Source organism: Qaidamihabitans albus (assembly GCF_016464705.1).
Classification (GTDB): domain Bacteria; phylum Actinomycetota; class Actinomycetes; order Mycobacteriales; family Pseudonocardiaceae; genus Qaidamihabitans; species Qaidamihabitans albus.
Window position 1 is genome coordinate 320,068 of sequence record NZ_JAEHOB010000006.1, and the last position, 6,855, is coordinate 326,922.

General features: G+C 72.9%; 6 protein-coding genes. 5 read left to right on the forward strand and 1 reads right to left on the reverse strand.

Annotation, left to right across the window (positions count from 1 at the left end; genetic code table 11):
- Positions 1 to 17 precede the first annotated feature (17 nt).
- The 5 genes from JAP66_RS14965 to JAP66_RS14985 all read left to right on the forward strand — a co-directional run bounded on the left by JAP66_RS14965 (position 18) and on the right by JAP66_RS14985 (position 6,049).
- Positions 18 to 893: a carbohydrate ABC transporter permease gene (locus tag JAP66_RS14965; protein WP_199432323.1), complete on the forward strand. Its 876-nt coding sequence runs from the start codon at positions 18 to 20 to the stop codon at positions 891 to 893.
- Positions 890 to 1,813, forward strand: coding sequence for a carbohydrate ABC transporter permease (locus JAP66_RS14970; protein ID WP_307849565.1), 924 nt, complete (start codon positions 890 to 892; stop codon positions 1,811 to 1,813). The genes JAP66_RS14965 and JAP66_RS14970 overlap by 4 nt, the downstream gene beginning before the upstream one ends.
- A 164-nt stretch (positions 1,814 to 1,977) precedes the next feature.
- Entirely contained in the window at positions 1,978 to 4,380 is a 2,403-nt protein-coding gene (locus tag JAP66_RS14975) for a wax ester/triacylglycerol synthase domain-containing protein (RefSeq protein WP_307849566.1), read from the forward strand.
- Positions 4,377 to 5,312, forward strand: coding sequence for a DMT family transporter (locus JAP66_RS14980; RefSeq protein WP_199432324.1), 936 nt, complete (start codon positions 4,377 to 4,379; stop codon positions 5,310 to 5,312). Before JAP66_RS14975 ends, JAP66_RS14980 begins: the two co-directional genes overlap by 4 nt.
- Entirely contained in the window at positions 5,309 to 6,049 is a 741-nt protein-coding gene (locus JAP66_RS14985) for an SDR family NAD(P)-dependent oxidoreductase (RefSeq protein ID WP_199432389.1), read from the forward strand. Before JAP66_RS14980 ends, JAP66_RS14985 begins: the two co-directional genes overlap by 4 nt.
- Positions 6,050 to 6,090: 41 nt before the next feature.
- Here the strand turns inward: JAP66_RS14985 and JAP66_RS14990 are convergent, their stop codons facing one another.
- Positions 6,091 to 6,759: a VC0807 family protein gene (locus JAP66_RS14990; protein WP_199432325.1), complete on the reverse strand. Its 669-nt coding sequence runs from the start codon at positions 6,757 to 6,759 to the stop codon at positions 6,091 to 6,093.
- Positions 6,760 to 6,855: the final 96 nt, after the last annotated feature.

Consider the following 6,855-nt stretch of genomic DNA (forward strand, 5'->3'; position numbering starts at 1 on the left):
GGAGAGACCGCGCCCACATGAGCCACACCGCCCATCACCGGCCCTCGGCCCTGTACGCACTGCCCGCGTTCGGCTTCTTCGCCCTCTTCGCGGCTCTGCCCATGGTTCTGGTGGTCTACCTCAGCTTCACCTCGTGGGGCGGGCTGGGCCTGCCGGAGCCGAACGGGCTGCAGAACTGGTCCCGGCTGCTGAACGACGAGGCGGCACTGGCATCGATGTGGCGCACGGCGCTGTTCACCGCCCTCGCCTGGGCCGCCCAGACACCGATCGCCCTGCTGATCGGTGTCTGGGCGGCGGGCCGGCAGCGCAACCGCGCGGTGCTCAGCTCGCTGTTCTTCCTGCCACTGCTGCTGTCCACGGCCGCGATCGCGCTGCTGTGGCAGGCACTGCTCGATCCGAACTTCGGCATCACCCAGGCCGGGCCGCTCGGCGGCATCCTCTTCCTCGGCGACCCGGCGATCGCCCTCTACACAGTGGTGTTCGTCATCACCTGGCAGTACGTACCGTTCCACACGCTGCTCTACCAGGGAGCCGCCCGCACGATCCCGGCCAGCCTCTACGACTCCGCCACCCTCGACGGCGCGGGCCGGTTCAAACAGTTCTGGCACATCACGCTTCCGCAGCTGCGCTACACGATCATCACGTCTTCGATCCTCATGGTCGTCGGCACGCTGACGACGTTCGAGACGGTGCTCATCCTGACCGGCGGCGGCCCGGGCACCGCGACCCGTATCGCGCCGCTGCACATGTACATCACCGGGTTCAGCGGTTTCGAGATGGGCTACGCCAGCACGATCGCCGTGCTGCTGGTCGTCTTCGGCACCGGACTGTCGCTGCTCGTGATGCGAATCAGCCGGTTCCGCTCGATGAGCAGCCAGCAGGAGGGCTTGTGAGCACGCAACACGTCACCACCACACCCGTCGCCGCGCCCGGTCCCGGCGGTCCCCGGCCGCCGGTCAGCGCACCGCGCAGGCGGCGTCCGCTGCGCGCTCGCCTCCGCAGGCGCCCGAACCTGCTCGCCGGCGTGCTCGCCACCATCTGGCTGATCCTGGTGGCCGGGCCGCTCTACTACATGATCTCGTCGAGCCTGCGCAGCCGCAGCGACTACCTGTCGGGAAACCCGCTGGCACCGCCGAGTTCCCCGACACTGGAGAACTACTGGACCGTTCTCGAGGGCGGGTTCACCCGCTACCTGTTCAACAACGTCGTCGTGACTGTCGCGACGGTGCTCATCGTGGTGGGACTCGCGGTACCCGCCGCCTACGCCATCGCCCGCAGCACGAGCAGGCTCGTCCAGCGGGGCTTCACGCTGCTGCTGGCCGGCCTGGCGATTCCGGCACAGGCCACGATCATCCCCGTCTACCTGCTGATCACCCGGATGAACCTCTACGACAGCCTGACCGCCATCATCCTGCCGACGGCGGCGTTCGCCCTGCCCGTCGGCACCCTGGTGCTGACCAACAGCCTCCGGGACGTACCGAGGGAGCTGTACGAGGCGCAGGCCATCGACGGCGCGGGCGCGTTCCGCGTGCTGCGGCACCTGGTACTGCCGCTCGCGCGCCCGGCGATCGTGACCGTGGTGATCTTCACGTCGCTGACGGCGTGGAACGGGTTCCTGTTCCCGCTCGTGCTCACCCAGTCGGAGTCGACCCGGGTGCTGACCCTGGGGCTGTGGAACTTCCAGGGGCAGTTCGGCACCAACGTGCCCGCGCTGCTGGCCGCCGTCACGCTGTCCGTGCTGCCCATCTTCGTCGTCTACCTCATCGGAAGGCGGTTCCTGCTCAGCGGCCTCACCGCCGGGTTCGGCAAGTAGGGCGTGCCCGATCGCGGCGGCGCCGCGGTCGTGGCAGGCTGACACCGCCGAGTGAGATCGATGTGTGCTCGCCCGGATTCCGGGTATGGGTAGAGCGTGCCTGCCAAACTCGAGATACGGCCGGAACGCTCGCCGTCGCGCACATCAAGGAAAAGGCGTAGGCGGTGGTGACCACGACTGACAGTTCGGGCCCGACAGGGCCACGGCGCATCCTGATCGTGTCGGCCGACATGGGTGAGGGGCACAACGCGACCGGGCGCGCGCTGGAGGCCGCGGCCCGTGCGCAGTGGCCGGACGTCGACGTGCGGTGGGTCGACGTGCTCGACGCGATGGGAAAGGGCACCGGGCCGCTCTTCCGCTGGATCTACGCCACCAGCGTCGAGCGGCTGCCCCGGCTGTACGACTTCTTCTACTCGTCGGTCTGGCGCTATCGCTGGTTCGCCCGCGCCGCCAAGCTTTTCATCGGCGTGTGGACCGGCAGGCGGCTGGCCCCCGCGATCGACGACCTGCGGCCGGACCTGGTGCTGTCCACCTATCCGATGGCGAGCACCGGGCTGGAATGGCTGCGCAGGCACCGCGGCCTCACCGTGCCTACCGGTGCGTGGGTGTCCGACTTCGCGCCGCACCCGTCGTGGGTGCACGCGGATCTCGACCTGAACCTGGTCATGCACGAGGTCGCCGTCCGCCCCGCGCGGGACGCGGTCCCCGGTGCACCGGTTGCCGTGTCCGCGCCACCGGTGCCGCCCGCATTCGCCCCCGGCGACCGGCGGGCGGCGCGGGACCGGCTCGGCCTGCCCGCGGCCGGACTGCTCGCCGTGGTCTCGTGCGGCTCGCTCGGCTTCGGCCGGGGCGAGGACACCGTGCGGGAACTGCTCGACGGCGGCCCGGACATCCACGTCGTGGTGGTGGCCGGGCGCAACGAGCGCCTGCGGCACGACCTCGAAGCCCGCTTCCGTGGTGACGTCCGGGTGCGGGTGCTCGGCTGGGTCGACGACATGGCCGCGCTGATGACCGCCGCCGACGTCGTGGTCACCAACGCGGGCGGGGCGACCTCGCTGGAGGCGCTCGCGTGCGGCCGGGCCGTGCTGATGCACAAGCCGATCGCCGGGCACGGCCGCGCCAACGCGGAGCTGATGGCCGAGGCCGGGCTGGCGAGGGTGTGCGCGGCGCCCGGCGAGCTCGCCGGAGTGATCCGCGAGTTCCGCGCAGAGCCGGACCGCCTGCGCGAGCTGGAGGAGGCGGCGTCCGCACACGCGGGCGCGCACCGGCTCGCGGACGGGCTGTGCCATCTCGCCGCCACCGCGGACGCGCGGCGCGAGCGGCCGCTGCCCGCCTCGGACGCGCTGTTCCTGCATGTGGAGACACCAGAGGCGCCGCAGCATGTCGGCACCGTGCTGCTGTTCGAGCCGGGGCCGCAGGCACTGAGTCCCAAGCACGCCGGTGAGCTGCTCGCCGGCGTACCCGGCCTGGACGGCACGTTGCGCGGGCCAGGGCCGCTGCGCCGGGCCCGGTGGACACCGTTGCCCGCCACGGATCCACGCTCGCTCGTCGACGAGGTGGCGCTGGGGAAGGCCACCGGTCCCGACGGCCTGACCGGCGCGGTCGACGAGTTCTTCTCCAGCGCACTGGATCTCACGCGTGCCGCCGGTGCCGCGCGGCTGGTCACGGGGCTACCGGACGGCCGTGCGGCACTGCTCGTGAAGCTGCATCACGCGCTCGGCGACGGCGTGACCGTGCTACAGGCGCTGCTCGCCGACACCGACGGCGCCGCGGGCCGCTCGTGGTCGAGCACACCTGCGAGCGCGGTCAGCGGCGGCCCCTTTCCCGCACCGCGCAGGCTTCTCCGTGGCCTGCGCAGGCTCGCCACCGCCGGCCGCGCGCCCGCGAGCCCGCTGGACGGCCGGGCACCCGGCCCCGGGCGGCACCACGAGCTGGTGCGGCTGCGCGGACGGCAGGTCCGGCAGGCCGCGAGCGCACTCGGCGTCACCCCGGCGGAGCTGCTGCAGACGGCGTTCGCCGAAGCGCTGCGGCGCACGCTGGGGCCCGGCGCACCGAGCCGGTTCCGGCTGATGGTGCCGTGGTCGCTGCGTGGCACGACGCGCCTGCGCGCCGCGGGTAACCACACCGGTGCCGTTTCCGTGGACCTGCCGCTGGGACCGATGCCCGCCCGCGAGCGGGCCGCGCTGATCGCCGCCTCGGTGCGGGAGCAGACCGGTTCCGCCGTGCCGGAGGCCGCGCACACCGTCGTCCGCGTGCTGGGCTGGCTGCCCCCGCCGTTGCACGCCGCCGCAGCCCGCGCGGTGTACCGCCGCGCCTGGTTCAACGCGGTCGGCACGGTGCTGCCCGGACCGCGGAGGGAGGTCCGCTGGCACGGCGCGCGCCTGGCGGAGGCCTACCCCCTGCTCGCGTTGGCCCCCGGGACAGGACTGGCGTGGGGCGCGATGACCTGGGGAGAATGGATCACAGTGTGCCTCACGGGCACGACCGGGCACGCCCACGTGGTCCGCGGGCTCGCGTCGGCCCTGCCGGGCACGCTCACCGAGCTCGCCCAGGAAGTCGGCCCATGAACGGCAGCAGCACCACGCTCTGGATCGCGGTACCGGCCGCGGTCCTCGCCGCCGCCGCGTTCGGCCTGACCGGTGCCCTGCAGCACCGCGCGGCGCGGCAGACCGACATCAGCGGGACGGTGAGCTTCGAGCTGGTGCTCCTGCTGCTGCGGCATCCGCTGTGGCTGGCGTCGCTGCTCGCCAACGGCCTTGGCATCGCGCTGCAGTGGCTCGCGCTCAGCACCGCGCCGCTGGTCATGGTGCAGCCGCTGCTGGTGACCGCCCTGGTCTTCGCGGTGATCAGCAGCAGCATCCTGCGCCGGCACCGGCCGGACCGCGTGGTGCTGTTCGGCTCCGGTCTCTGCGTCGCAGGGCTCACCGCGTTCTTCCTGCTGGCGAGGCCCACCGGCGGCAACGACACCCTGGCACTCGGCGAGGTACTGCCGCTGGCCGGCGGGCTCGCGCTGGTCCTGGCCGGCTGCATCGCCGCCGCGGTGCGCTATCCCGGCCGTATCCGGGTGCTGGCACTGGCCACGGCCACCGGCGTGCTGTACGGCGTCACGGCGGGGCTGGCGAAGCTGGCCGCAGGGGACCTGCGGCACGGTGTGCCCGCGCTGCTCACGAACTGGCATTTCTACCTGGTGCTGGCCTGCGGGATCAGCGGATTCGTGCTGAACCAGAACGCGTTCCGGGTCGGTGTGGCGCTCGCTCCCGCGCTGGCGGTGATCGTCGCGCTCGATCCGCTGGTCAGTATCGGGGTCGGCGCGCTGTGGCTCGGCGAGCGGCTGCACGGCAGCCCCGGCGCGATCGCCGGGCAGGTGCTCGCACTGGCCGTGCTGCTCGGCGGGATCACGCTGCTGAGCAGGCGGGCGCCGCAGGCGGCACAGGCCGAGGAGGACAGCGCGGAACAGCGCTCCGGACGGGAGTCCCGATGGCGTCCCCGGCCCGCGTGATCGGTCCGGGGACGCGCGCGGTGGTCACCGGCGCGTCGTCCGGGATCGGCGCGGCGACGGCGGAGCTGCTGGCCCGGCGCGGCTGCCACGTCGTACTGGCCGGCCGCGACGGTGCCGCGCTCACCGAGGTGGCCGGCCGCACCGGCGGCCGGGCCTGCGCCGCCGACCTGGCCGGGCCGGACGCTCCCGCACGGCTGCTCGCCGAGGCCGGGGAGGTCGACCTGCTCGTGTGCAACGCGGGCGTGGGCTGGGCAGGCCGGTTCGAGGACATGCCGCTCGCCGACATCGAGCGGCTGGTGCAGGTCAACCTGTTGTCGGTGCTGCGCCTGGTACGGGCCGCGCTCCCCGCGATGCTGGCGCGCGGACGCGGGCACATCGTGCTGGTCTCGTCGATCGCCGGGAGCATGGGCGTGGCACGGGAGGCGGCGTACTCCGCGAGCAAGGCGGCGGTGCAGGTGCTGGCCGGCAGCCTGCGGCACGAGCTGGCCGGGCGCGGGGTGGGTGTCTCCGTGGTCGTGCCCGGTGTGGTCGACACGGCGTTCTTCACCCGGCGCGGCGCGCCGTACGACCGGCGCAGGCCCCGCCCGGTGCCGCCGGAGCGGGTCGCGAAAGCCCTGGTCCGCGCGGCCGAGCGTGGCCGCGCGGAGGTGTTCGTGCCGAGCTGGCTGCGCCTGCCCGCGCGCCTGCGCGGCCTCGCGCCGGGCCCGGTCGACGCACTGCAACGAAGGTTCGGCTAGCGCCCGCGCGAGTCCCCGGCCCCAGCCCGCGAGTCCCCCGCTCAGGCCGGGACGAGATCCGGGCGCGGTGGCGCGCCCAGCCGCAGCCGGATCCCCTGCGCGCGCAGGGAACGGCGGAACCAGGCCAGCGAGGCCACGGCGGCCAGCGCCACGAGGCTGTACGAACCTGCCGTACTGGCGGCGAGGAAGTGCTCGACGGTCGCGCTGGCGAGGATCCACAGGGTCGTAACGCCGTTGGCCAGGAACACCAGCGCCCACAGCAGCGACACGCGCCGGAAGAACTGCTGCACGTGCACGTTCCCGGTGACCTCGGCGGGCAGTGCGCAGAAATCGCCCGCGAGCTTGGCGATGAACGGCCGGCCCAGCGAGGCCGAGGCCAGGAACACGAACGCGATCAGGAAGTTCTGCAGGGTCGGCTGCAGGAAGTACAACACGAGGTCACCGGTGAGGTAGCCGATCACCGTGCGCGCCACCAGCAGGATCGTGGTGAGCACGAGCACGGCCGGGACCCCCTTGCGGAGCACGACCCGCATCGCCACCGCCGTCAGCGACCAGCCCAGCGCGGCGAACAGGCCGCCCTCCATCCCGACCAGCACGAACAGCAGGTAGAACAGGCCCAGCGGAACGAGAGTGGCCTCCAGCAGTTGCCGGGCCGCCCTGCCGAGCACCGCTCGCGGGGCGGGCAGGTGGATCGTCTTGAAATGCGTCATCGAGGCAGCCAGTCCCCTGACAGATCTGTTGTGGGGAAACACGGACCCTGTCAGGGTACCCACTAGGTGCGTGACACCCTCGTGAGTGTTGGCGCG

Excerpts from the sequence above, each read along its gene's own strand:
- JAP66_RS14965 (WP_199432323.1), top strand. The coding sequence starts at position 18 with ATGAGCCACACCGCCCATCACCGGCCCTCGGCCCTGTACGCACTGCCC.
- JAP66_RS14980 (WP_199432324.1), top strand. The coding sequence starts at position 4,377 with ATGAACGGCAGCAGCACCACGCTCTGGATCGCGGTACCGGCCGCGGTC.
- JAP66_RS14990 (WP_199432325.1), bottom strand. The coding sequence starts at position 6,759 with ATGACGCATTTCAAGACGATCCACCTGCCCGCCCCGCGAGCGGTGCTC.